Annotated in this window: 20 protein-coding genes, 1 other RNA gene and 1 pseudogene; 10 read left to right on the top strand and 12 right to left on the bottom strand. The window is 40.1% G+C overall.

The window, feature by feature from the left end; all coding sequences use genetic code 11:
- Both ACFINH_RS01705 and ACFINH_RS01700 read left to right on the top strand, forming a co-directional pair.
- Window positions 1–193 (top strand): annotated as a pseudogene (locus tag ACFINH_RS01705) (transcriptional regulator); the annotation flags it as partial.
- 171 nt (window positions 194–364) lie between these two features.
- Window positions 365–829 (top strand): helix-turn-helix domain-containing protein, encoded by a 465-nt coding sequence (locus tag ACFINH_RS01700; RefSeq protein WP_375631870.1) that lies wholly within the window; start codon window positions 365–367, stop codon window positions 827–829.
- A 344-nt stretch (window positions 830–1,173) separates the two neighbouring features.
- On the opposite strand, the gene ACFINH_RS01695 is transcribed toward ACFINH_RS01700, so the two are convergent.
- The 7 genes from ACFINH_RS01695 to purE form a co-directional block, all read right to left on the bottom strand.
- The gene (locus ACFINH_RS01695) at window positions 1,174–1,995 is read right to left on the bottom strand and encodes a TIGR00282 family metallophosphoesterase (RefSeq protein ID WP_375613599.1); all 822 of its coding nucleotides are present in this window, start codon (window positions 1,993–1,995) and stop codon (window positions 1,174–1,176) included.
- Window positions 1,996–2,013: 18 nt separating this feature from the next.
- Entirely contained in the window at window positions 2,014–2,619 is a 606-nt protein-coding gene (locus tag ACFINH_RS01690; RefSeq protein ID WP_375632091.1) for a 5-formyltetrahydrofolate cyclo-ligase, read from the bottom strand.
- A 343-nt stretch (window positions 2,620–2,962) separates the two neighbouring features.
- Window positions 2,963–3,123: non-coding RNA, 6S RNA (ssrS, locus tag ACFINH_RS01685), on the bottom strand.
- Between the two features lie 1,084 nt (window positions 3,124–4,207).
- On the bottom strand, window positions 4,208–4,993 hold the full coding sequence (locus ACFINH_RS01680) for a tetratricopeptide repeat protein (protein ID WP_375621482.1): 786 nt from the start codon (window positions 4,991–4,993) through the stop codon (window positions 4,208–4,210).
- Window positions 4,994–5,150: 157 nt separating this feature from the next.
- Window positions 5,151–5,276, bottom strand: coding sequence for a type B 50S ribosomal protein L36 (gene ykgO / locus ACFINH_RS01675; protein ID WP_004863016.1), 126 nt, complete (start codon window positions 5,274–5,276; stop codon window positions 5,151–5,153).
- Between the two features lie 3,131 nt (window positions 5,277–8,407).
- Complete coding sequence (locus ACFINH_RS01670; RefSeq protein WP_375631868.1) at window positions 8,408–9,553, bottom strand: 5-(carboxyamino)imidazole ribonucleotide synthase; 1,146 nt, start codon at window positions 9,551–9,553, stop codon at window positions 8,408–8,410.
- A 1-nt stretch (window position 9,554) separates the two neighbouring features.
- Window positions 9,555–10,052 carry a 5-(carboxyamino)imidazole ribonucleotide mutase gene (gene purE, locus ACFINH_RS01665; RefSeq protein WP_375610656.1) on the bottom strand — a complete coding sequence of 166 codons (498 nt, stop codon included), beginning with the start codon at window positions 10,050–10,052 and terminating at the stop codon, window positions 9,555–9,557.
- Window positions 10,053–10,890: 838 nt separating this feature from the next.
- Between purE and ACFINH_RS01660 the strand changes: the two genes are divergently transcribed.
- Both ACFINH_RS01660 and ACFINH_RS01655 read left to right on the top strand, forming a co-directional pair.
- Complete coding sequence (locus ACFINH_RS01660; protein ID WP_273790835.1) at window positions 10,891–11,043, top strand: DUF5993 family protein; 153 nt, start codon at window positions 10,891–10,893, stop codon at window positions 11,041–11,043.
- Window positions 11,044–11,053: 10 nt separating this feature from the next.
- On the top strand, window positions 11,054–11,635 hold the full coding sequence (locus ACFINH_RS01655; RefSeq protein ID WP_375613594.1) for a disulfide bond formation protein B: 582 nt from the start codon (window positions 11,054–11,056) through the stop codon (window positions 11,633–11,635).
- A 753-nt stretch (window positions 11,636–12,388) separates the two neighbouring features.
- On the opposite strand, the gene ACFINH_RS01650 is transcribed toward ACFINH_RS01655, so the two are convergent.
- Together ACFINH_RS01650 and ACFINH_RS01645 are read right to left on the bottom strand one after the other, a co-directional pair.
- Window positions 12,389–12,631 (bottom strand): hypothetical protein, encoded by a 243-nt coding sequence (locus ACFINH_RS01650; RefSeq protein WP_375631866.1) that lies wholly within the window; start codon window positions 12,629–12,631, stop codon window positions 12,389–12,391.
- Between the two features lie 1,049 nt (window positions 12,632–13,680).
- A complete protein-coding gene (locus ACFINH_RS01645) occupies window positions 13,681–14,046 on the bottom strand; it encodes a helix-turn-helix domain-containing protein (RefSeq protein ID WP_375613591.1) in 366 nt (121 codons plus the stop codon).
- 1,586 nt (window positions 14,047–15,632) lie between these two features.
- On the opposite strand from ACFINH_RS01645, the gene infA reads away from it, so the two are divergent.
- The 4 genes from infA (at window position 15,633) to ACFINH_RS01625 (ending at window position 17,349) form a co-directional block, all read left to right on the top strand.
- A complete protein-coding gene (gene infA, locus ACFINH_RS01640; RefSeq protein WP_004857577.1) occupies window positions 15,633–15,851 on the top strand; it encodes a translation initiation factor IF-1 in 219 nt (72 codons plus the stop codon).
- Window positions 15,852–16,082: 231 nt separating this feature from the next.
- Window positions 16,083–16,796 carry a Maf family nucleotide pyrophosphatase gene (locus ACFINH_RS01635; RefSeq protein WP_375611669.1) on the top strand — a complete coding sequence of 238 codons (714 nt, stop codon included), beginning with the start codon at window positions 16,083–16,085 and terminating at the stop codon, window positions 16,794–16,796.
- A gap of 21 nt (window positions 16,797–16,817) precedes the next feature.
- Window positions 16,818–17,102, top strand: a complete 285-nt coding sequence (gene yacG, locus ACFINH_RS01630; RefSeq protein WP_375611670.1) for a DNA gyrase inhibitor YacG — start codon at window positions 16,818–16,820, stop codon at window positions 17,100–17,102.
- 16 nt (window positions 17,103–17,118) lie between these two features.
- Complete coding sequence (locus ACFINH_RS01625; RefSeq protein WP_375631863.1) at window positions 17,119–17,349, top strand: hypothetical protein; 231 nt, start codon at window positions 17,119–17,121, stop codon at window positions 17,347–17,349.
- On the opposite strand, the gene ACFINH_RS01620 is transcribed toward ACFINH_RS01625, so the two are convergent.
- The gene (locus tag ACFINH_RS01620) at window positions 17,333–18,364 is read right to left on the bottom strand and encodes a DUF3472 domain-containing protein (RefSeq protein WP_375621471.1); all 1,032 of its coding nucleotides are present in this window, start codon (window positions 18,362–18,364) and stop codon (window positions 17,333–17,335) included. The two genes, ACFINH_RS01625 and ACFINH_RS01620, sit on opposite strands and share 17 nt — an antisense overlap.
- A gap of 457 nt (window positions 18,365–18,821) precedes the next feature.
- Between ACFINH_RS01620 and clpB the strand changes: the two genes are divergently transcribed.
- Window positions 18,822–21,401: an ATP-dependent chaperone ClpB gene (gene clpB, locus ACFINH_RS01615; RefSeq protein ID WP_375621470.1), complete on the top strand. Its 2,580-nt coding sequence runs from the start codon at window positions 18,822–18,824 to the stop codon at window positions 21,399–21,401.
- Between the two features lie 386 nt (window positions 21,402–21,787).
- On the opposite strand, the gene ACFINH_RS01610 is transcribed toward clpB, so the two are convergent.
- Window positions 21,788–22,159, bottom strand: a complete 372-nt coding sequence (locus ACFINH_RS01610) for a helix-turn-helix domain-containing protein (protein WP_375610687.1) — start codon at window positions 22,157–22,159, stop codon at window positions 21,788–21,790.
- A gap of 394 nt (window positions 22,160–22,553) precedes the next feature.
- Window positions 22,554–22,925, bottom strand: coding sequence for a helix-turn-helix domain-containing protein (locus ACFINH_RS01605; RefSeq protein ID WP_375631861.1), 372 nt, complete (start codon window positions 22,923–22,925; stop codon window positions 22,554–22,556).
- A gap of 537 nt (window positions 22,926–23,462) precedes the next feature.
- Between ACFINH_RS01605 and ACFINH_RS01600 the strand changes: the two genes are divergently transcribed.
- The gene (locus tag ACFINH_RS01600; RefSeq protein ID WP_375631859.1) at window positions 23,463–23,588 is read left to right on the top strand and encodes a hypothetical protein; all 126 of its coding nucleotides are present in this window, start codon (window positions 23,463–23,465) and stop codon (window positions 23,586–23,588) included.
- Window positions 23,589–23,689: the final 101 nt, after the last annotated feature.

Here is a 23,689-nt window from a genome sequence, read left to right as displayed (position 1 = left end):
GCGTTTACAAGAAATTGCTGATATTCTCAATGTTCCCATTTCTTTTTTCTACTCCGATCTCTCGACAAAAGAAAATGCCTTGTATTGCTGTGATGAAGGGATCGCAAGTAAAGAAGAGCACATCCTTTTGAAAAGTTTTAGAGAGCTCAAACCTCAAAAACAGAAGGCAATTTTGTGTTTGATTGTCTCATGAGATAAAAACACTGTTTTAATTTTTATTGCTGGTCTCCAGAAATTATTTTATGAACAAGCACCAAGGTTCTCGTCGTATAGTGTGGTTGAATGGTGGAACCCAAAGCCTGAAAATCCAAGATGAAACATTAGCCTGCTTTATAAGTATCGCGAGATTCCGGGAGTTTTTGCTATGTCCAGGTGCTCTCTAGCACTAAAAGCAAAAAAGCTGACTGAACTCAGTGTTTTTGACTCCCGGAATACGCATAAGAGGCGCTCGCAACCGGCAGGGGAGCTTGAAGTGAAAGCTAAAAATCCACACTTTAACGATATTTCGATAGGCAGAAAAATTCGCTTTAAAAGAACAATGATCGGAATGTCGCAAAAGAAATTAGGCAGCCAGTTAGGTGTGACTTTTCAACAAATCCAAAAATATGAAAAAGGCTCTAATCGTATAGGAGCTGGGCGTTTACAAGAAATTGCTGATATTCTCAATGTTCCCATTTCTTTTTTCTACTCCGATCTCTCGACAAAAGAAAATGTCTTGTATTGCTGTGATGAAAGGATTTCAAGTAAAGAAGAGCACATCCTTTTGAAAAGTTTTAGAGAGCTCAAACCTAAAAAGCAAAAAGCAATTTTAAGATTAAATTTTCGTTAGAATCAAAAAAAAGATTAAAGAGGCTCTTGCTAAATAATAAATTATTATATAAAGCTTTTTCTAGAGAAGGGGGTTAACATTTCTCCTCCCCCCCCCCCCGCAGAAATGTCCAAATAAAACCTCCTTCTCATCGTTTTAAAAATCACGAAAAATTTTATCTTTTATCCTTTATTTTTTTTAAAAGAGTGACTTATTTGTGCTAGAAAAGTTGCTGTATTAGGCAAATTGGAGGGTGGGGTGTTTTTAGTAGGGATTTGGGAAGGGCTGGAAAAGTCGTCTTGTCAAATAGAGTTCTCAAAAGAAAATCTTGGAAAGAAACTATCAAAGGGGCGGCTTAAAAGAAGCTACCAAAAATCCGGAACTTCAGGCTTTAAATGAGGACCAATCCGTACTGCCGAGACCTTTTCTGCTAAACCGGTGCGATCTGAAATCTCAACCGCTAAACCACAAAGGGTGGCAGGACCACACGCCGGTTCAAAACGATCTTGCTTCGTCTTATAAAGAAAACGGTGTAAGGGTTCTTCTTTATCCATTCCAAGAGAGGAGTTATAATCTCCACACATGCCTGCATCTGTTAAATAGGCGCTCCCACCTTCTAAGATCTGCGCGTCAGCCGTGGGAATATGCGTATGTGTGCCAACGATAACACTCACACGACCATCAAGAAAATGGCCAAAACATTGCTTCTCGCTTGTCGTTTCTGCGTGAAAGTCAAAAATAATCGTATCGGCTTGCTCCATCAACGAACAGGCAAGCAGAATATTTTCCGCTGTTTCAAATGGATCTTCTACTTTACACGGCATAAAAACGTTGCCCAACAGATTGGCGACAAGAACACGGGCGCCATTTTTTGCCGTAAAAACACCAGAACCTTTTCCAGGAGTTTCTTTCGAAAAATTGGCAGGGCGTAAAAAACGATCACTCTCATGGGCATACTGCAATGCTTCTTTGTGAGAAAAAGCATGATTACCTGTGGTGACAACATCAACACCGGTTATCAAAAGATCTTGATACGTTTCTTGTGTGAGACCAAAACCACCAGAGGCATTTTCACCATTTACCACAACAAAATCAAGCTGCCATTTCTCAATCAGTTGAGGAAGGTGTTCAAAAACAGCTTTACAGCCTGTGCTACCAACAATGTCACCTAAAAATAAAAAACGCATAGGCGCTTTAATCACATTTTAACATTTTAAGAAACCTTTTTCTGTAAAAATTCCTTGTACCTGTAGATCATATTCTGTCGGAGGAATAGAGGAAACCTCCTGACATGAAAATCCTATGCCCCATAATGTCATTTGATGCCCTTGTTTTTCAAGAGCTGCAACAGCACGGTCATAGTATCCTCCTCCATAGCCAAGACGGTGACATTGACGATCAAACGCAGAAAGCGGAACAATAATATTATTGGGGGCAACAACGTCATTGTCTGCACCCGGACCAAAGGTGCCAAAACGCATGGGCTCTAAAATTGTGCTGGGCGAAAAGGCACGGAAAATCATGGTGGTGGAATCAAGAACTGCTGGTAAGGCTAAATGCCCACCGCGTAACGCTACAGCATCCAGTAAAGGACGCGGGTCAATTTCCGATTTAATGGGCCAATAGCCTGCTAAAATGAGGCGTGAAAAATCGGTTCCCTTCTTTTCAAGGTATTCAATAAAGTGGCAACAAGCACGCTGCGAAAAGAGTGCACGCTCTTCTGTTAAAAGAGCATCACGACGCGATAAACCGTTTTTGCGTTGCTGTGTGCGAAGGGATGAAGCAGATTCATAGAGGGGATTATTTGTCATTGTCTCGTCAATTGTTTTATAAGATGCTGGTATTTTATCCATTGTTGGCGTTTTGTAAATCTCTGTATGGACAAGAGCTGTGCTCATGAAAAAAAAAGCATGAAAAAAAGTGTGTGCTCTTTAGGGGGCATCTTGGTGCGACAAGCCGCTTTTGCGTTGCTGTGTGCGAAGGGATGAAGCAGATTCATAGAGGGGATTATTTTGTAAGTGCTGTCTGTTTTATAAAATAAAGCTTATCGTAATTTTTATTTCTTGAAAAGAGAATATCGTCATTGGTCTTATGTAAAAGGACGCTCTCAATTTTAGCTGGAAAAATTTGATGTAAAAAAGTTATATAAATAAAGGGTGATCCACAACAGCCGATGGAAAAAGCTGATCCCGGGAACCTATACAAATAGGTGGGCGCCATATGAAAAAGCCCACGGGCTTGATCAGGGACAGCTCCCTTGGAGATCATTAAGGTCTCAGGAATACGTTATTTCCTGTCGAGAAGCGCAGAACACCCTCCTTAATATAAAACAATTTCAGAGCTTCTGCTAGAGATAAAATAACTTCGCTCTCTTCTTTTTCATGAAGTATTTCAGGAGAGATTGATGATATTGTCGGTGGTTGCTCGAAATGGCTGTATGATGGATGGCTTATTCAAAGTAAAAAAGCAAAAAATATGAGTGGGGGTGGGTGATTGAGTGACGCAGAACGGTTTATTGGCAATGGCTTGATTGGCTCTTTTGGGACAGTACTTGATTTTTATGTTTCGTGGTAATGCTTGGAGGAGTTTTGAAAGGAATATTTCTTATTCAAGGATGTTGGTTGAATTGGTGTTGCACCTTTGAAGTTTTTGCTTTGTGAAGCCATATTTCAGGGCTGTTTTATCAACTTTGAGGGGTGGAGGAGAGCCGATACGGTATGTGCTTCTATATGGTTGAAGCTCATAAATAAAAAACAGACGGTGATAGTTTATTAGAGGCGCTAAGCGATGTTTTAAGCTTTTTTCAAAAAGTATTTTTTGAGGATCGTGTTTACAATTTTTTTTATCCATGATGGAAGGTGTGAAAAGAAGAAACGGCGTGAAGAGGACTTAGGCGTGAAGCCCGTATGCTTGCTATGAGAAGAAATTCTGTAAGGGGCATATTGGAAGTGTTTGGACGCTGCCTGTAATACAAAAAAAGTTCAAATTCAAAAAAGGCACTGTCAATTGTGTGTGGGGGGTGTGGTTATAAGCAGGGGCAGTTTATTGAGTGGAATGTGAAGCCGGCTTGCGTCTTATCTAGGTTTGAAAGGATGCCGTAAAGTGTCTTGTTCTTGAATGGTTTTAAAGAGCTTGGGGTGATTGTTCGTCTAGCAGAGCTTGCACGCGCTTTTGAATCCTGCGCATTTGTGGAGTGTAATCCAATGCTGTTTCATCAATCTTAAGAGCCAAGTTTTGAACGCTCTGTTGCTTCCATGGTAATGGCTAAGTTTCAAAAAAAGACACTGTCAATTGGGGGGGGTTATAAGCAGGGGCAGTTTATTGAGTGGAATGTGAAGCCGGCTTGCGTCTTATCTAGGTTTGAAAGGATTCCGTAAAGCGTCTTATTCTTGAATGGTTTCAAAGAGCTTGGGGTGATTGTTCGTCTAACAGAGCTTGAACGCGCTTTTGAATCCTGCGCATTTGTGGATAGTAATCCAATGCTGTTTCATAAGCTTTAAGAGCAAGTTTTGGACGCTCCGTTGCTTCCATGACAACGCCAAGTTCAAAAAAAGCACTATAATTGCGCGGCTCAAGTTCAAGAGCATGGTTGAGATCAAGCAGGGCAAGTTTGAAATCGTTCAGCTGAATGTGAATCCAAGCACGCCTTACCCAAGCTTCAGCATGAGTAGGTAAAAGTGCAAGAGCATTATCAATATAATCAAGCGCAAGTCCATAATCGTCGCTGTTGAGTGCATTTTCAGCCCATGACATTAAAAGATCAATCGTCTCACTCCCCGATTGGGACCATAAATGTTGAAGTTGTTGACTGATCTTTTTCGCTTTAGCAACATCAGCACAATATTTCAATTCTTTGAGTAAACGTGAAATTTCTGCTTCTTTGCGCTGCTTAACTCTGTCAACATGGGAAAGCTGCTCTTTGTCAAGATCTTCAAGAATAACCGCCGAGGAATCAGAATCGGAGGGCGTTGAGGAAGGGGGAGGAGAATTGGGAATAAGATCATCTAACGGTAAAAGCGATTGTGGAGAAGGCCGATCTTCAGGAAGAGAAGGAGGATTTTGCCCATAGCTCGAGGGAACAAAACAAAAAACACCAACAAAAAAAAGAAAAAACGCGCGCTGAAAAATACAGAAAAAACGCAGCTGAAAAAATCGAAAGGCTTTTAAAAAAATAAAAGAATCCATAAAAACAAGCCCCCAAAAGATAAATCACCAAATATTATCAAATACTAGACTTGTAATCAACGGACTTGTAACCAAAAAAACGCAAGAAAAAATTTTTAAGCCTACAATCAAAGTAGGCATAAAAACATTGATCCTAAAGAAATTAGTCCTAAAAGAATTAGCCCTGACGTGCTCTAAAACGTGGGTTCGTTTTATTAAGAATATAAACACGACCCTTACGACGCACCAAACGATTGTTACGGTGGCGCTCTTTTAGTGCTTTAAGCGAATTTTTAATTTTCATCATATTCACCGTTTAAATAGTTTACGTAACACAATACTATAATACAATATTAAAACACGAAAATACAATATTACAACCCCAATAGACTGCTTACTCTATGAGCATTGCATTGCGATATCGTACTTGCATGATAACATCACACGATACACTCTTTCACTGTGATCACAAAAAGAAAAGCGCACTCTTAAGGTACGCATTAACCACTTCATTAGCACAACGATAAGTGAAAATTGCAAAAAAGTAGGAGAGATTTAACAAGAAGTCTTATTCTTGTCAAGGGTATATCCCTTACAAATTCCTTAGGGTGTGTTAATGGTTGCCTTGAAGGTAAAAATTTTCTCGTAAAAAAAGGACACAAAAAAGCACAAAGAGTGGAAAAAAGTAAAAGCTTCCTATTTGTGAGAAAATAATCCTGTTTTTTCGTAAAATATCATCGTTTAGTAAGGCTCATGTAAAATTTATAACATGAGGTGTTTTTTGTTCGTGTGTGAGGATATTCTTAAGGCTTATTCTTAAAACCTAAAAAATAAACCGCATGATGATGACGAAGATGATGAATTGATAAGGATAAATTTCTATTGTTCAGAGAAAACATAGTAAAATAAGAGTTTCGCATAGTCTTAAGGTTTTCTCATTGCAAATCTGTGTATCTTTAAGCATAGCATTCGCTGCTTGCATATCACAAGCGGGATTGATCTATGGTAAAGATACTTGAAGATAAGGAATAAAACGGTCTTTTATGAATGCTTTCAAATGCTAAGAGTGTTGTAACATTGGAGACTGGCAAAGCGGTATGATGAGGTTGGCGTTTACGCTTCATAAGTTTAAAGAGGGTGGTGCACTATGAATGTTTAAGTTATTATCGAGAGTTTTTATGCTCTATGACGGGGGCTACTGTTGTGAAGTGGTGGCAATGTGCATTGGCCAAGTGTTTCTTTAAAACAAGTGCGTAAATTGGCAACACAAGTGTCTTCTGTTTGAGGCTTTTTATTTTACGTGAGGGGTGAGAGGATGTTTGGTTTGGGAATGGATAAGCTTAGTGCTGTAATCATATCCTGTAATTATATCTTTGACGTGGAGATCAGGGACGGAGCGCTTGGTACTTTTAATGAGGAATTAAATCTGTGCTGTTAGAGTGAAAGATTATGCATAAATTTCTCTTTTAAGGCAATAGTTTATGATTCTTTGCAACCCAATTATTTCTACGTGGGTGGAGTGCTGGATATTGTCAAACGGATGGGGAATTCAAATTATCCGGTGAGAGAGACAGTATACTGAGAATACACTTTGGCTCTTGAATGTGGATAGTTTGAATTCCTTTTAATATCCATGCTGTAGAAAAATTTGACCTTCCCAAGGGTGGTCTATGATGATGTTTATTGAAAGAGTGAAAGCTTCACATTGTCTGGTGATAGACGTAATAAAAGTATGTCGTAATACCAATTTATATACATGTTGCAAATGCCAAAGAGAGCTGACGTAATGAGCATTGGTATCCCGATCAATAGGGGCAGTGTTTCTCTTCCTCCTGTGAGGTATATTAGACAAAGAATTCCTGTCATTAATAAAAAGATTATCGACAGGATTTTCGTTACGAAAACAATGGGTTTACGAAAGGTTAAAAGAAAGAGGAACAACATATGTCTAAATGGACCCCCTTTACGTTTTTGAGGAGGAACAGACTGTGCCTCATTTAAAGTTGCTTCCTTATTTTCATTGTTTTCATCTTTGAGTTTGTTTGAAGAGATACCCTCCATTATTTTCCCCTTTTGTATGGTATTTTTGCTATAAAAAGATCTAAGTTTGTGCTGAACGTTAATCACATATTAAGATAAGATACAAGCGAAATTATTTTATTATTGTTAGAAGTGAAGTATTTTTTCGCATAATGAGCGTTTTAAAGGCAATGATAGTGTTAAAATAATAGTATTAAAAAGTATAGTTTAGCTTTATCAGGATAATAAAATAAACATTTATATTTATAAATTATTAGGTGCTCTTGAAAGAAGCTTGGATTGAGAAAAATTGTGGGAACTTCATGAAGCGCTGGTCTGTTGGGGGTGACGAATGTCATTGCTGAGCAGGATTAGAGAGTTACAGACAATCTCTTATGGGTGGTTAAGAATATGCGTAAACAAAGTGCGTTTACGATAAGGGGAGTTCATAAAGAATTGTGCGAGATGCAATAAAGAGATGCCATAAAACCAATGCGCATTATACGGTGGTGATGCACCTTATAATTCATTGTTTTAACAGGATTAAAAGGTAGGAAAATGGATGCGCTGAAAAGAGAGGGGGCGTGAGAGAAGAAAAATTGATCTGAAAAGAAGAAACTTAAGCCTTTGGGGAGAAGTTCAGGAAACCTTTTCGAGGAATGTGTTGGGGGGAATTAACGAAAGGAGAAAATCTTCTATCCGTTGAAGGAAAAAGAGAGAGGAGAAAAAGAAGAAAGTTGCTATGCTGGAGGGGGCTATCGTCTGGCTGATATTGGGCCGAATTCTCGAGAGTTGTTTGGGGAGAGTAATACGTTTTACCTCTTTGCAGCGATTTTATGGAAAACAAAACGATGCTTTTGTGAAAATGCTTTTGTGAAAAAATGAACATAAGAAGAGAAGCTAGAGACAATAAAAGCGCAATCATGGGGATTGGTATCTATGGGGTGCAATAGATCAGTCTATTTCTTAAAGATTGGCATTAAAAGAAAAATGAAGGGGCTGCGTATGTTATAGGGGAATATTTATGCTGTGGGAGGTGGAGGGGTAGTGAAATTGGGGGCTGGTGGATTGTTTTTAGCCGTGGGGGGATATTTTTGAGAAAAGGAAGAGGAGAAGAGCTAGGGGGTGGAGTTGAAGGGTTGGGAGCGCTTGTTGTGCTGCTTGGATATCGGTGTGGAGTGAAGCTTTGTTTTTGAGGGCGGATGAGATGTTCGTGTAGGATGAAGCGGTTTGGAAGGGGAAGAGGTGATGTTTTTAAGAGAGAAGGAGCTTGTAGGAGGGCTTCACGCCCTTTCAGGGGAGAATTAAAAGGTTAGGGGCGCTTTTGAAGCCGATGGATATCGGTGTGGGGGGAGAGGTTGTTTTTTCAGTTCATTTGGGGGAAAAGTGTGAAAAAGTATTTGTATATATGTGGGCTTAAGATTTGTTGGCTGGTCCCAGTAATTGGATGATATGCCCCATTTTGCGGTTGGGGTGAACAGTGCTTTTGCCATATAAATGGATCGATGTGCGCTCTTGCTTCAGAAAATATTTTAACGTGCTAAAATTGTTACCAAGAAGATTGGTCATTTGGCAATCGCTATGGCGATAGGGACTGCCTAAGGGAAGTCCGCAAATAGCACGGATATGCTGTTCAAATTGTGAAGTTATGCATGCCTTTTGTGTCCAATGACCAGAATTATGGACACGCGGTGCTAATTCATTCACTAAAAGATGACCATTCGTTAAGACAAAAAGTTCAATACAAAGAACACCAACATAATCGAGGGCATCCATGACTGTTACACTGATTTCTTGAGCTGCTTTTTGCACGTCAAGTGGAATATGTGATGGAACAAAGGACTTATGAAGAATTCCGTTTTTATGTTGGTTTTCAGGGCAATCATAAAAAATATGTTCTCCTTGTTTTGTGCGGGCCGAGAGAACCGAAATTTCCGATAAAAAAGGAACTATTTCTTCCAAAATACAAGGCTGTTCTTGAAAAGTCCTTAAGGCTTCGTCAAGGGTTTGTTCATCTGGGTGATCAAGCTTGATCTGGTTTTTCCCGTCATAACCAAAACGACGCGTCTTTAAAAGACCACGTCCGCCTAAGGTATCAAGAGCGGAAAGAATAGAAGAAGAATTGTCAACAGCGTGCCATAACGCGGTGCCAATCCCTTGATCACGCAAAAATTGCTTCTCAAAAAGTCGATCTTGCGTGATCTCTAATGCTTTGGAAGAAGGATAAACAGGCTTATTCTTTTCTACATATTGAACCGTTTGAAGCGAAAGATTTTCAAATTCATAGCTGACAACATCACACTGAGAAATAAAATGATCTAAAGCTGATATATCGTCATAGGAGGAAACAATATGGTTGTTTGCTGTTTGAGCGGCTGGGCAATCGGCTTCAGGGCAAAAAATAACGGTTCGAAATCCTAATTCTGCGGCCGCTATGGCGAGCATCCGCGCTAATTGTCCGCCCCCGATTAAACCAATGACGCTGCCTGGAGGTAACATGGTGAAGGGAGTGGTGTTGGAGGGGGTGGCGTTGGCTGAGGAGGTGTTGAAAAACGGTGCCATTTTAAACCTCCGTTACAGGCGTTTGGGCGACATTGGCTGTTTGTTGTTGACGCCAATCTTCTAATCGTTGGGCGAGATCATGGTCATAAACGGCCATAACGGCTGCGGCTAAAAGTGCTGCATTAATTGCACCTGCTTTGCCAATTGCTAATGTGCCGACGGGTATCCCTGCTGGCATTTGCACGATTGAAAGCAAAGAATCTTGACCAGAAAGAGAGTGAGAATGCACTGGAACGCCAAAAACAGGAAGAGGAGTAAGGGCTGCTAACATACCTGGAAGATGTGCTGCACCCCCCGCACCGGCAATTAAAACTTTAAACCCTGCTTCTTTTGCTTCTTTTGCAAATTGATAAAGGCGTTCAGGAGTTCGGTGTGCTGAGACAATATGCGAACTATGAGAAATACCAAGATTCGTCAAAATATCTGCACTATGGCACATCGTTTGCCAATCCGATTGGCTCCCCATTAAAATCGCCACATCACATGATTTTTTCATCATTCTCTATCCTTTTCAAAGGTTCAATGCGATTCTTTATCATTATTTTTTTAAAGTTTTATATTCTTTTTGCAAAGCCAATTGATGACAGAGAAACAGTTATTTTTCAAATAAGGTGGAAAGCTAAAAATTTAAAGGGGATCTCGAGAGATGAAAAACTAAAGTATTGAAGGAATGAAGCACTTCTTGTGAGCGGGGAGGGCAATGTCACGGGGTGGCGTGGGACCCATGAGGCTGTTGAGCTTGCGGTATTGTCTTTTATTTAAGATAAGAGGGAAAAGTGTATTGGGGAAAAGCCATTGATTATAAGTTTTTTTTAAAAAATGTCTTATTTTTTATTTGCTAAAATAAACAAGATCACCATATGATATAAAATCTGTTGCAATTTGAAACATTGCTTATGAGAAAAAGAGATTTTTATGTCAAAAATGTGTTGCAAAATGAGGATATTCTTTTGAGAAAAAAAGAGATGTATAGCTCTCGATTTCAAAGCCTATTTATTTTGTTGTTCAAGTGATTCTTTTGTGAGTGGGGGATATAATCTTTATAGGGGATATAATCTTTATAGGGGATATAATCTTTATAATTGTCGATATATCTTTAACAATGGCTGATATAAGGGGAAGCGAATAATCAACGCTTTTGTGCTTTTAACGCTTTTGTTGAGATGTGCTTCTGAGCGATTATATCGTTTTTTCACTTAAATATAATGGCAATATCAATCGCGAGTGACGAATTGTGAATAATAAATCCATGGTCTCTTTTTTGCCCAATTTTGTAATATGGTGAACGCTGAAATAAATAAGAGTTAAACAACGGATGTAAAGGAGATTTAAAAGCTATGTTTCTTCCATTTTTAATCGCTTTAGGTACTGCAGTAACGACTATGTGTGGCAAAAAAAATATAAGTTATGCTTTGTGGGCAATTTTATTCGTTGTCATTCTTCTCACTTTCAATCATCACGCAACTTCTACTTTAAATTTATCTTTTTGAGAGAATAGCCATGGAACATGTTGAACAAAAAAATCCTCACTTCGTCATCTTTATGAATACGCTAGGACTCTTTGGGTTATCTATTGTCTTGGTGGTGGCTTTTTATTATCAATTGGTAAAGTTTGAGTTACCTTGTCCCCTTTGTTTGCTGCAGCGCGTTGGATTGATGCTGGCAGGTTGTGGGTTCTTGCTCAATATTCACCATAAGGTGAAAAATACCCATTATGGTATGGTTATTCTTGGTTGTATGGTAACCAGTGCTGTGGCAGCACGGCAAGTGTTTTTGCATATCACACCCGATGATTTAGGATATGGTTCAACGTTCTTTGGATTGCATTTTTATACTTGGGCTTTCATTATTTCTGTCCTTTGTATCTTTGCTGTCTCATTTGTCATGATTTTAGGCGAGTTGGCACACAAGTTCAAAGAATTTTCTCCTTTTCCAGTCTTGAGTAAAGCGGCAAGTTTTTTATTTGTGTTTTTGATTGCGGCAAATTTGATTTCTACCATACTGGAATGTGGTGGTGGACAGTGTGCCGATGATCCTGTAAGGTATGAATTGTTATCAAATTGGTTCCCTTCACAGTCTTGAAATTTTTTAATAATCCCTCATCATAATTTTTATTGTTAAAGAGGCGGAAATATTTAAGAATCCGCTTCTTTTTTATTTATTGGGAAGACATTTTAGCAAGATTGTTCGATAATCTGATCTTTTATACCAACGCTGGCTTTTATGAGCGCTGGCGATTGATATTTTTTTAGCGAAGACTTGTATTGTGAACCTTTTATGCTGTCTTTTGAGAGAGATGAAGGGATTGATTGGCTTGGAGGCGTTTGTAGAGAAGCCCCGGACTTTTGAGCCGCGTAGGTTAAAAAGCCTCGTTTTTTAAAGGTGCATTAACGATAAAAATTTTTTGTTCTTGATTTTTCTTAACATTGTGTTAAATTGATCTTTGTATTCATTTTGGTGCTTCTAAAGCGTTTTTATTGCTTCTAGAGGGATTAATTTAAAATTTTGAAAGTTATGTGAATAATTTTCTGCAGAGGTTTGTTTATTAGAGGCAAACCTTTTTTTTTATCTAAGTTTTAGATGTTTTCTTTCAGTGTGAAGCCTTTTTTAGAAAAAGGTAAGCGTCTTGATGATGACTCTCTTCTTTATTAATATATTGATTTATAATAATAAAGAACCATTTTTTTACCGTGAAGCGCGTTGCTGAATATAATAAAATTTTTCATCACCAGTTCTCTCATATTAAATCAATTAAAATTACTTGGCTTATACATCATAAGTGGTGGGGCGTGCATGTGGGTCAAAACTGTACAAGAAAGGCATGCCTTTAATGAATTATCTCTTGAACCGAAGGCTGTCTGCAACATTGGGAGCTGGCAGAGTTTTTGTGATGATGCCGGCCTTGTTCTTCCATAAGCGTAAACGTGTTTTTCCATAAGCGTAAAGATAGGGGAGGGCTGAAAGGATTTTATATACTTCATGGGGGCTTACCATTTCTTTACGGGCGGCGTTTTGCAAAATGGGTGTGATGAGCGTTGAGAGATCTTTCTTTAAAACAAGCGCGTGAATATGCAACACAAGTCTATTCCTTTTGGTGCGTTTTGTATTACGAAAAAAATTGATTTATAAGAAGGAGTTATCGTTGTGGATGTTGAACGAGAAAAACGAAAAGCTTCTCTCATTTCAAACTTTCTTATAGTCAATTAATTAAATGTGCTCTTCTACGTTACAAAAAAGCACTGGGTGTAAATAAAAATTCTTTTAAAAGTCGTAAAATGCTTCTTATGCACTCTTTTGATCGCTAGAATTTGTCGAAAAATTTTATGCTGCTCAATACGATAATAGGGCGGTTTATATCTATGATTTAAGTGAAAATAGGGGGAGTTAGATGAAAAGGGAGGCGAGATTTTAATGACAGTTGTTGAAAACGTTATTGTGTAATGCATTTTTTACAGATTTTCTGCTTTCTGTAAATACGTAAAAGCGTAAAAACGGAAATGTGCAAAAAAGGAAGCTGGGACTTTATGCGTGGTGTATGATTTTATCATGGCATGGAATGTGGAGAGAAGATTGGGGGGGATGAAGAGGTGGGTGTGTTGACGAGAGAGGAAAGAGGGGGTGGGGATGAAGAGTTTTATGAAGGGAGGGGAGTTGGGATGAAAAGGCGGGGGTGTTGAGGAGAGAGGGGGTGGGGATGAAGAGTTTTATGAAGGGAGGGGAGTTGGGATGAAGAGGTGGGTGTGTTGACGAGAGAGGAGAGAGGGTGTGGGGAAAGTTGTTTTTGAAGTGGGATTGACCGGTGCTTTGCGTGATCTTACTTTAGGGTGGTGAAGGGGCAAGAATATTTTAAAATAGGAGGTATCTGTCGCGTTTGATGCAACATTATCCTTTGTGGTGTCGTGATCTGAAATCAGCAGGGGAATTGGCTAGAGTAAGAAGCTGTATTGTTGACAAACCTATGTTTACAAAGTGATGCGGGGGGAATTTGAAAGTTTCGTTTGGCTGCTTTCTGTAAATGTGGAGAAGCATCAAAACGTTGATCCGTAAAATAAAAACGTATGTCCGTAAAATAAAAACGTATGTCCGTAAAATGATGCGGAGAATTTATGCTTTGTGTGCGCTTTTGCTTAATCAGAAATCAACCATAAGATTGCTTTTTGTTTTTTCGGCTGGAGCTCTCTAAAATTTTTCAAAAGTGAATGTTCTTTTTCGCTGTATGTTTCTTGATCATAGTGTGCGGCATGTGTTGAAAGATTTTCTTTTGTGGCAATATCTGCATAAAAAAAGCTTATGGGAACTTCCAGTTTTTGGGCGATTTTGAGTAAACACCCTGCGCTTACACGATTGAAGCCTTTTTCATATTTTTGGATTTGTTGGAAACTGACACCTAAATAGTTTCCTAATTCTTTTTGGGAAAGTCCCATGGCAATTCTTCTTTGACGAATTCTTTTGCCTATCAGAATGTCGATAAAATTTTGATTTTTGGTTTGCACTTCAAGCCCCCCTCCGGTTGCGAGCGCCCTCGCATTGGTATTCCGGGAGTCAAAATACTGAGCTCTAGTCAGTTTTTTTGCTTTTAGTGCTTAAAGCACCTGGACATGGCAAAAACTCCCGGAATTCCGGGACACCCACAAGAGTGGGCTCATTTTACGCTAGAGCTTAGGGTTTTTGAATCCCTCTTGATCGCTGCGTAGACGATCAAAATATCTTTTAAGTGATAAAGTAATTTCAGAAGATTGGCAAATGAAAATAGTTTTTATTTATAAACTTTATTTTTTAATGAGAGGCTTTCCGCCTCTCAAACTCTCCGGAACGCTCACCAAAATCATGAGATCAGACCCGCGTTTAATGAGGGGACTAACAATCCTAGGTTCTTAAGGTCAAGGAGACCATTACATGGCGCCTAACGGCGTCCTTGACCCCCAGAACTTAACGGCTTGTTTTGTCCCTCTCACGCGGCTCCGAAATCATGATTAGAAGGGGAGCTTAAAAACGTATATTCGTGAAAAGGAGTAGAGGATTTGTGCATTGTGTATGCTTTTGGCATGGCATGGAATGTGGTGAGATAAATGGGGGAAAGAGTTTTTGTGAATGGAGTGGTAAGCTGGGATGAAGCCTGCGGGAGATTGAATGGAGAAGAGAGTGTGGGGGCGGAATAGGAATGAACAGACTAGAGGGGGTAAGAGGCGGTGGTGCGAAGGGATGCGTGAAGGATGGTGTGAAGGAGATAGCGCTTTGCTTTTATGGTACTTGATGAAGTGGTGTCATTTGAGGGGGGGCTGAAGTCCGTGAATGTGGGGTGATCTGAAGTGTGCTTGGGGGAGATTGGCTAGGTAAGAAGCTGGGGTAATACTATTGTTTATAGAGTGGTGCGGTGTGGAAGTTTCATTTGGCTATGTTCTGTAAATATGTAAAAGCGTGAAAACGGAAATGTGTAAAAAAGGAAAAGGCTTTATGTCGTTAGAGGCGTTGTGGTTAATGATACGCAATGTATAGGGATCGTGTTTTCGAAGGTAGGAAGAACAACATAAATGGAAGGAGTGGCTTAGAGGAAGCGTGTGAAGAGAGAGAAAATGGGGAAGGCTGTATGGGAAATGCGTAGAGTATGAAGTGTGGGGCAGTGAAGCATGTTGTGAATGGTGTGTGAAGAATGGAGAAGGTTTTTGAGAAAAGGAAGGGCTTCTGGCGTGGGGGGAGTGGTGTTTATCTGAAGGGCACATGTTTAAGGTGTGGAAGGTGAGGAAAAGTTGGAGAGAGGATGATTGTTCGTAAGTTGTGGAGGGATTAGTCAGAGGTGTTGGGAAAATGCTTTAGGGGAAAAAATTAGCGTAATTTCTTGTCACACTGAAACCAAAATCATCATAAAAATTGAAGGAAATTAGCGGGTAAAATTGGTGGAAAAAAAGTTTTGATTCTTAAGGTGTGGGATGACGTTTTTTGAGAACATGAGAGAGTAAACTTGAAAAACCTTTCCCTTTTTGTGGAATTTTTATTCACAAACTTAAGAAAATAGGATATGAACGCTGGAAATAACGCGCAGCTTAACAAAATATGTGCACTGTAAAGGAAATGTTTGTTTATGTCAAAAGAAGAAGTTTTAGAATTTTCTGGTATCGTTACTGAACTCTTACCTAACGCGATGTTTCGTGTGAAACTGGAAAATGATCATGAAATTATTGCCCATACCGCTGGTAGAATGCGGAAAAATCGTATACGGGTGTTGGCCGGTGATAAAATCATGGTGGAAATGACACCTTATGATTTGACAAAAGGGCGTATTACATATCGCTATAAGTAGTCTCGTGGGTGGCTTGCACTTTTTTCTAAAAGCTATCATATTATTTCTATTATTTTTTAACAGTTTTTTAGTTTGCTTTTCATGAGTGAAAAAAGGGGAGTGTTTGAAGAGCCTTGAAAAACTGTAAAATCGATGCGGAAAAAGGATAAGGAGATCAATAGCGCTTAAAAGGGAGGCTAAAGGGGCGCTTAAAAAGGGGGCGAGAGGGAAGTCAATTTTGAAGGGGTGGAAATGAGAAATATAAGAGAGTGGGGGGAAAAACGTTTGGCAGATACTCTTACAGAAGAAATTCATTTGGTGCTTGCCTCCGCTTCGCCAAGGCGTTTAGCGCTCTTGGCACAAATAGGGATTGATCCCCAGCAGGTTTATGCAAGCGATATTGATGAAACGCCAAAATTAAAAGAACATCCTGCAAACCTTGCCAAACGTTTGGCAAAAGAAAAAGCACTGAAAGCCCAAAAAATTTTGCGCTGGTACAGTCAGAATGGTCAAGACGAGTTGCAGAATGGTCAAGAAAAATTACCTGGACAGAAAATGATTATCTTGGCGGCTGATACGGTGGTGGCTGTTGGGCGGACCATTTTTCCCAAACCAGAAAGCGAGGATGAGGCTTATGAATGTTTACGATACCTTTCTGGGCGTTCGCATAAGGTCTATGGTGCCATTTGTGCGCTCAATGAACGTGGAAAAATAACCGTAAAATTGGTTGAAAGTCGTGTTCGCTTTAGACGCTTAACCTCTGCCATGATGAAGGCTTACCTTGCTTCAGGAGAATGGCAAGGGAAAGCAGGTGGCTACGCTATCCAAGGAAAAGCAGGGGCTTTTGTTGTCCATATCACGGGTTCTTATTCTAATGTTGTGGGATTGCCTTTGGCTGAAACAGCCGATCTCTTGACCGCTTATCACTATCCACTTTTCACTCACTGGGCTGAACAAACGCATTAGAAAAACTTTAAGGTAAGATCAATGCAAGGTGAAAAGCAACAAAAAGAGAAAAGCAAAAATGAAAAAAAAGCAACAGAAGAAAAGTTAATGAAGAAGCCAATGACAAAGGTGTGCCAAGAACAAAAAGAGCTAAATTTGCAAAAAGAGACCCGTCCTCCGCATCCTTGTCCTATTTGTGGTCAGATGTCACAAAAATCTTCTTATCCTTTTTGTTCCACACGGTGCCGAGCTATTGATCTTAATCGTTGGCTTTCAGGCTCTTATATTTTACCACCCCCACCACAAGTAAGTGATGAAGAAGAATAAAGGATAGAAGAGGGAGGTGAGGATTTTATTAAAGGGTGTTGTGGTTTTGAAAGGGGGTGAGAATGGAGAAAATGCCCTGGAAAGTCTGGTGACGAGGGAAGTTAAAAGGGATGAGAGCAGGGCTCGAAAAAATAACTGGGAAAGGGAGCCGTGGTGGGGAAATGAAAAAAAACTTTCTCACCCCCAGTTGTTTTCAAAGGGGAGTGAGGGGCTTATCAAGAAGAAAAAAGCTAGTTTCTTTTCATAATCTTCCAAGTTTTTCCATCAGACATATACATAATCTTTTGACCTGTGGTTATCTTTTGTGTGCCGTGAGTGGTGTGAAGCGTAGAACTGAAAGCCGCTAGATGATCTATAAAGATTGATTTCCACTTAAATGAATCAGGAGATGGCAAAAAGATATTGGGTGCCCAAGAACGATTTTTTGAACGAATAACGACAAGCTCTTTTTGTTTCAAAACGTTAGAAATTGTTTCTGCAGACAGATCTTTCTCATTGGAAATTTGTATTTCTGGTTTAGTAGTAGGCGAGGCTAAACCTCCAAAGTCGCTTATACTTGTCATGCAAAAGTTGGATGTACATGATGTTTGGATGAAGTCAGAATCTTGACACTTTCCTTGATTAGAAGCTTTCAGACTCCCTTCGTGTAGCTTGTTTTGTTTTATGCCTTGAGGCTCAAAAAAAATCGAACTTTGCGGACTTAAATCATAACAGGAGGAGAGATGTCTCTTCCAACGAGAATGGTCTTCAACAAAACTTGAAGATTTACGGAGTTGTCCAAATGTATTTGGTACTTCTATGGTCCCAATATTCACTTTTTTACCCGTTATAAAATCGACTACTGTCGCTGTAACTAGATTTCCATTTTTTTCAACATATAATCGATATCTGCGTCCCATCTCCCATGGAAACTTGATTTCACATCGTACTCCTGAACCTTCCTGAGTAAAATGCTTACATGTATTACCCTTCCATCCCGTTGCATTCCAGATAGAAAAATGAATGGTACGGCCGCTCCTGTTGAAAAAACCAATTTGTCCACTTTTTCCATTTTGGAATTCAAATTTATTTCCCCAGAAATAGATGGAGTTAGGCCCACCATCGTAATTTACTTGCTGGGTGAAAACAAATAGATCAAATGATGCGTTTTTAAGCCATTCATGCTCTATTGTAATAACTTTGCCGGCAAAAACGGCATAGCTTGGTTTACTTATCAGAAGGAATAAAAGTATTAAAATAACCTTTTTTACAGTATGGTACATACTCAAATCCTCTATCTTAATAAAAATAGTGTAACTTTATAAGTATTAAAGCATATATTCAATGTTTTGTTAAGTAAAATTAGAGAAAATACTTTAATGTTTACTCTAAACTATATGCTGTAAAGACTACTTTGTTTAAAGTGTTTTTGCATGCTCCTTTTCTGCTGTTCAAATTTAAGTTTAATGGTGGAATTTAGGGGTGATGGTTTAAAAAGGGGAGTGATGATGGGGGGTATAAGAAAAGTTGCGGTTTTTATTTAAAATGATAGCGTATTTTTTTTCTCCCTCTTGCTATGAGGCTTGTAGAAACCCATATTCTTTTTAGCACTATGGTTCTTCTTCTTGCTGCTTTTTTCGCGGTGTTTTTTAGAGGCTGGAAAATCCTTTCTGGATGTTTCTTTTGTGGAATATTGGAGAGGTTAAAGTGTGGTGATGGCTTGAGATTTAAGGAAAAAAAATGAACTTGGAAAAATATAGCGAACGCGTGCAGGGTTTTTTACAATCAGCACAAAATAGCGCTCTTGCTTCTGATCATCAGCAGTTTATGCCGGAGCATTTCCTGAAAGTGTTGTTAGACGATTCTCAAGGATTGGCTGCATCGCTTATCCAAAACGCTGGTGGTGATCTTACTCTTATTCAAAAGGCGCTAAAAGAAGCACTTGATGCTTTGCCTAAAGTGCAGGGGGGAAATGGACAGCTCTATCTTTCGCAGCCATTGGCAAAAGTTTTCGCGCTGGCTGAGGATATTGCGAAAAAAGCCGGTGATCAGTTTGTGACCGTGGAGCGCATGTTGCAAGCGCTGATCATGGAAAAGACCGCAAAAACAGCCGATATTTTAACAAGTGGAGGATTGACCCCGCAAGCGCTTAATCGGGCAATTAATGCGCTGCGGAAAGGAAAAACAGCCTCAAGCCCCCATGCCGAAGGACAATATGATGCCTTGCAAAAATATGCCCGGGATCTCACAAAAGATGCCCGTGAAGGAAAACTCGACCCTGTGATTGGGCGGGAAGAGGAAATCCGCCGCACTATTCAGGTGCTTTCACGGCGGACCAAAAATAATCCCGTGTTGATTGGTGAGCCTGGGGTGGGGAAAACAGCTATTGTGGAAGGGTTGGCATTGCGCATTGTTAATGGCGATGTACCTGAAACTTTGCGGGATAAACAGCTTCATGCGTTGGATATGGGAGCGCTTATCGCTGGTGCAAAATATCGTGGGGAATTCGAAGAGCGCCTTAAAGCGGTGCTGGCAGAGGTGCAAGCTGAAAATGGTCAGATCATTTTGTTTATCGATGAATTGCATAATCTTGTTGGCGCTGGAAAATCTGATGGTCCTATGGATGCTTCTAACTTGTTAAAACCTGCTCTTGCGCGCGGAGAACTCCATTGTGTGGGCGCTACTACGCTCGATGAATATCGAAAATATGTTGAAAAAGATGCTGCTCTTGCACGCCGCTTCCAACCTGTCTTTGTACCTGAACCCTCTTTGGAAGATACTATTTCTATCTTGCGCGGTATTAAAGAAAAATATGAACAACATCACAAAGTGCGCTTGGCTGATAGTGCTTTGATTGCGGCGGCGCGTTTGTCTAACCGCTATATTACGGATCGCTTCTTGCCGGATAAAGCTATTGACCTTATCGATGAAGCGGCGGCACGGTTGCGCATGCAGGTCGATTCAAAGCCGGAAGAACTCGATGCTGTTGATCGGCGTATTTTACAGTTGAAGATCGAACGGGAAGCTTTGAAAACAGATGTCGAGCCAACAGCAAAAGAACGTTTGGAAAATGTGCAGGAGGAACTCAAAACATTGGAACAACAGTCCGCTGAGATGACAAGTGCTTGGCAGGCTGAGAAACAAAAATTAGGGCATGCTGCTGATTTGAAAAAACAACTCGAAGAAGCACGTAATGCTTTGGCTATTGCACAACGTGATGGACAATTCCAACGCGCTGGAGAGCTCGCTTATAGCGTTATCCCTGAACTCGAAAAACAATTGAGTATTGCGGAAAATGATGACCAACAAAATCATCTCGTTGAAGAGACGGTTACTGCTGAACATGTGGCGCGGATTGTTTCACGCTGGACCGGTATTCCTGTTGATCGAATGCTGGAGGCAGAACGGGAGGCGCTGTTGCGGATGGAAGATGAAATTAGCAAACGTGTGATTGGTCAGGGAGAGGCTGTTCAAGCTGTTTCTCGTGCTGTACGCCGCGCGCGTGCAGGGTTGCAAGATCCCAATCGTCCCCTTGGCTCTTTCATGTTTTTGGGTCCTACTGGTGTGGGGAAAACCGAATTAACCAAAGCTCTTGCCGCTTTTCTTTTCCAAGACTCCAATGCCATGTTGCGCATCGATATGTCGGAATATATGGAAAAGCATGCTGGGGCGCGGCTGATTGGGGCACCTCCTGGATATGTTGGATATGAAGAGGGTGGGGTGCTGACCGAGGCTGTACGTAGAAGACCTTACCAGGTCATTCTGTTTGACGAAATTGAAAAAGCACATCCGGATATCTTTAATCTCTTGTTGCAAGTGTTGGATGAGGGACGCTTGACTGATAGTCAAGGACGTACCGTTGATTTTCGCAATACCTTGCTGATTATGACTTCTAATCTTGGTGCTGAGTTTTTAACTGCTTTGCCTGAAGGGCAAACAACCGATCAGGCAAAAAATGATGTTATGAATGTCGTTAAAGCGGCTTTCCGTCCTGAATTTTTAAACCGTATTGATGAGATTATTCTCTTTCAAAGGCTGCAACGTCACGATATGGAAGCTATCGTCGATATTCAGATAGAGCATTTGCAAAATTTGCTCAATGAACGCAAAATAACTTTGCAAATCGAGCCAGAGGTGAGAAAATTTCTTGCCGATAAAGGCTATGATCCGCTCTATGGTGCGCGTCCGCTTAAACGGATTATTCAAAAAGAAATTCAAGATCCACTGGCGGAAAACATCTTATTTGGAAAAATTCACGATGAGACAACGGTGAAAATTACAAAACAAGGAGATCGGTTGGAATTTTTGCCTGAAGATTAAGTGTGTAAAAATTCATGGTATAAAGGGCGGTGATAATCCTATTATGTGATAAACACCGCTCTTTGAAGCGTGCTGATTTAGAAAAATTCACGATGAGACAGCGGTATTTTATTGCAAAGCAAAGGGAGTGGCTGGTGTTTTTGCATGTTAAATCAGCGTTTTCGAATATCGTAGGATTCTTTTACTTCTGTTTGTCGTGAAAACTATTTTCTTGCAATGTTATAAGTGAAGTCACAAGCGGGATTGCTTTATTGCTTTGTGCGTAAAAACGTTAAAGAGAAATGCCGTTTATCCGCCGTAAAATATTGCTCTTTGAAGGGGGGTGCTGGTTTGAATTCGACTTAAGGGGGATATGAATGGAATAATGTTGATTAGTGCGCTGTTGCTTAATCAGAAATTAACCACAAGATTGCTTTTTGTTTTTTCGCTTCGAGCTCTCTAAAGTTTCTCAACAGAGTGTGTTCTTTTTCGCTATAGGTTTCTTGATTGTGGTGTAAGAGGGTTTCTTTTGTTGAAAGATCTTCTTTTGTGGCAATGTCTGCATAAAAAAAGTTCATAGGAACTTCTAGTTTTTGAGCGATTTCTAGTAAACATTTGGCACTTACACGGTTTAAGCCTTTTTCGTATTTTTGGATTTGTTGGAAACTGACACCTAAATGGCTTCCTAATTCTTTTTGGGAAAGTCCTATTGAAATGCGTCTGTGACGGATTCTTTTGCCTATCAAAATGTCGATAAAATGTGGATTTTTAGTTGGCACTTCAAGCCCCCCTCCGGTTGCGAGCGCCCTCGCATTGGTATTCCGGGAGCCTGAAAGCACTGACCTCGAATCAGCATTTTGCTTTTAGTGCTCATCGCACCTGGACATAGCAAAATCTCCCGGAATCCCGGGACACCCACAAAAGTGGGTTCATTCTTATGTATCGAGGTTTCGGGCTTTCAGTTCCCTATTGATCGTTGCGTAGACGATCAAAATTACACTTTAAGTGATAAAGTAATTTCAGAAGATTGGCAAGAAAAATCAAGAATTTTCTATTCTATTATGCCGTAAAACACCGCTCTTTGAAGGGGTGTGGGGAGCTGATCTGAATTTGACTTAAGGATGTTTCGTTGTTTGATATATTAGCAAATAACGTTGATCGTTGCTCTTTTTCCTAATCAGAAATCAACCACAAGATTGCTTTTTGTTTTTTCGGCTGGAGGTCTCTAAAGTTTTTCAAAAGAGTGTGTTCTTTTTCGCTATAGGTTTCTTGATCACGGAGTGGGGTATTTTCTTTTGTTGAGATATCTTCTTTTGTGGCAATGTCTGCATAAAAAAAGTTCATAGGAACTTCTAGTTTTTGAGCGATTTCTAGTAAACATTTGGCACTTACACGGTTTAAGCCTTTTTCGTATTTTTGGATTTGTTGGAAACTGACACCTAAATGGCTTCCTAATTCTTTTTGGGAAAGCCCCATGGAAATGCGTCTGTGACGGATTCTTTTGCCTATCAAAATGTCGATAAAATGTGGATTTTTAGTTGGCACTTCAAGTCCCCCTCCGGTTGCGAGCGCCCTCGCATTGGTATTCCGGGAGGTTGAAAATACTGAACCTAAATCAGCTTTTTGCTTTTAGTGCTGAGAAGCACTTGGACATAGCAAAAACTCCCGGAATCCCGGGATACCCGCAAAGCGGGATAAATTTATGTTTAGGTTTCGGGTCTTCAACTCCCTATTGATCGGTGCGTGGACGATCAAAATCACACTTTAAGTGATAAAGTAATTTCAGAAGATTAGCAAGAAAAATCAAGAATTTTCTATTCTATTATGCCGTAAACACTGCTCTTTTAGGGGGAGTGAAGAGCTAGAATATTTGAGGGCAGGGCTTGATTTGTTGAGCTTGATGAAGTGTTGTCGTTTGAGGGGGGCGTCTGAAGACTGTAAGGGGTACTAGGCAAAAAGCTGGATTCGTTTATAGACTATTGTTTATAGAGCTGTGCGGGGTGGTGAACTTTTCGTTGGCTTTGTTCTGTAAAGATGTAAAAACGTAAAAATGTGAATCTGTAAAAGTGAAACGAAGGACTTATGGATTTATATATTGTGCGTGTTTTTGGTCACTTTGGGCTTTTGGGGGCGTGGAATGTGGTGCGAGGATTGGAGGGAAGTGTTTTCATAAATGGAGGGGGAAGCTGGAGGGAAGAGGGGTGTTAAGTTGTTAAGTGTGTGATGGGAGAAAAAAGGGGGAATGGAGGATGAAGAGAGTGCGCATGGATAGGAGGAGAGTGTGGATAAGAGGTGGTGGTGCGAAGGGA

The sequence above is a fragment of the Bartonella sp. AA74HLJMH genome (assembly GCF_042197045.1).
In the GTDB taxonomy this organism is placed as follows: domain Bacteria; phylum Pseudomonadota; class Alphaproteobacteria; order Rhizobiales; family Rhizobiaceae; genus Bartonella.
Note: the sequence above shows the minus strand (reverse complement) of the source record. Positions and strands in the feature narration are given on the sequence as shown.